Consider the following 2,003-nt stretch of genomic DNA (forward strand, 5'->3'; position numbering starts at 1 on the left):
GCCCAGCGCGGCCTCGCGGGTGAAGATGGCGCCCGGCATGCGTCCGCTGATCGTGGCCATCGATCCCGGCCATGGCGGCCAGGATCCCGGCGCCAGCGGTCCGACCGGCAAGCATGAGAAGGACGTGACCCTGGCGATCGGACGCGAACTGGCGCGCCAGATCAACGCCACGCCGGGCATGAAGGCCTACATGACCCGCACCACCGACGTGTTCATTCCTCTACCGATGCGCGCGCAGAAGGCGCGTGCGGCCAAGGCCGACATCTTCATTTCGATCCACGCCGACGCAGCCGAGAACCGCAGCGCGACCGGCTCCTCGGTGTACGTGCTGTCGACCAAGGGCGCGTCCTCGCAGCGCGCGCGCTGGCTGGCGGACAAGGAAAACGCCGCCGACCTGATCGGCGGCGTGCGCCTGCAGAAAACCGACAGTACGCTTGCCAACGTCTTGCTGGACCTGGCCCAGAGCGGCCACATGAAGTCCTCCGAAGATGCGGCCGAGCAAGTGCTGGGCGGACTCAAGCGGATCGGCAACAACCACAAGCCCGAGATCGAGCGCGCGAACTTCGCGGTGCTGCGCACCTCGGACATGCCGGCGATGCTGGTCGAGACCGCCTTCATCTCCAACCCGGACGAAGAACGCCGGCTGACCGATCCGGCCTACCAGCGCCGCATCGCCGGTGCCGTGCTCGATGGCGTCAGCACCTTCTTCACCCGGCAGCCGCCGCCGGGCACGCTGTTTGCCGCGCGCGCGCAGGCCGAGGCGGAAGCGGCCAGCACCGTGGCCGGCGGCAGCCGCTGAGGCGCTATCATTAACGGCTGATCCTCGATGACGGCGTCCGCGCCGCGAGCCGTGCCGATGTCCTTTGCCTGCTGTCGTTTTCGTCCTGTCGCCACGACCGGCGCGCGTCTGTGCGCGCATGGAGCGAGGACGGCATGAGCATCCGTCAGCTGCCCGAGATCCTGATCAACCAGATCGCTGCCGGCGAAGTGGTCGAGCGTCCGGCCTCTGTCGTCAAGGAGTTGGTGGAGAACGCGCTGGACGCCGGTGCGCACCGCGTCGACATCGATCTGGAAGAAGGCGGCGTGCGCCTGATCCGCATCCGCGACGACGGTGGCGGCATCGCGCCCGAGGAACTGCCGCTGGCCATCTCGCGGCACGCGACCAGCAAGATCGCCTCGCTGGACGACCTGGAATCGGTGGGCACGCTCGGGTTTCGCGGCGAAGCGTTGCCGTCGATCGCCTCGGTCAGCCGCTTCACCCTGGCCTCGCGCCGTGCCGGCGACGAACACGGTGCGGCGCTGCAGGTCGACGGCGGCAAGGTCGGCGAGGTGCAGCCGCGCGCGCTGCCGCCGGGCACGCTGGTGGAGGTCCGCGAGCTGTTCTACAACGTGCCGGCGCGGCGCAAGTTCCTGCGCGCCGAGCGCACCGAACTGGGCCACATCGAGGAGTGGCTGCGTTCGTTGGCGCTGGCGCGCCCGGACGTGGAACTGCGCGTTTCGCACAACGGCAAGCCGTCGCGGCGCTACAAGCCGGGCGATCTGTACTCGGACGCGCGCCTGGGCGAGACCCTGGGCGAGGACTTCGCAAAGCAGGCGCTGCGCGTGGACCACAGCGGCGCCGGCCTGCGCCTGCATGGCTGGATCGCACAGCCGCATTACTCGCGCGCCAGCGCCGACCAGCAATACCTCTACGTCAACGGCCGCTCGGTGCGCGATCGCAGCGTCGCCCACGCGGTGAAGATGGCCTACGGCGACGTGCTGTTCCATGGCCGCCAGCCGGCCTATGTGCTGTTCCTGGAACTGGAGCCGGCGCGGGTCGACGTCAACGTGCATCCGGCCAAGCACGAGGTGCGCTTCCGCGACGCGCGGCTGATCCACGATTTCGTCTATCGCACGCTGCAGGACGCGCTGGCGCAGACCCGTGCCGGCAGCCTGCCGGGCACGCTCGGTGCCGAAGCGACGACCGCGGTGCCTGCCGCGGGCACCGCAGCCTGGGCGCCCGC

2 protein-coding genes are annotated in these 2,003 nt (G+C 69.7%); both read left to right on the plus strand.

Going from position 1 to position 2,003, the window contains the following annotated elements:
- On the plus strand, positions 1 to 799 hold a 799-nt coding region (locus tag D180_RS19725), incomplete at its 5' end, for an N-acetylmuramoyl-L-alanine amidase (RefSeq protein WP_017914125.1).
- 134 nt (positions 800 to 933) lie between these two features.
- Positions 934 to 2,003: DNA mismatch repair endonuclease MutL (gene mutL / locus D180_RS19730; protein WP_017914126.1), on the plus strand; the 1,070-nt coding region annotated here is incomplete at its 3' end.

Source organism: Xanthomonas sp. SHU 166 (assembly GCF_000364685.1).
GTDB lineage: Bacteria > Pseudomonadota > Gammaproteobacteria > Xanthomonadales > Xanthomonadaceae > Xanthomonas_A > Xanthomonas_A sontii.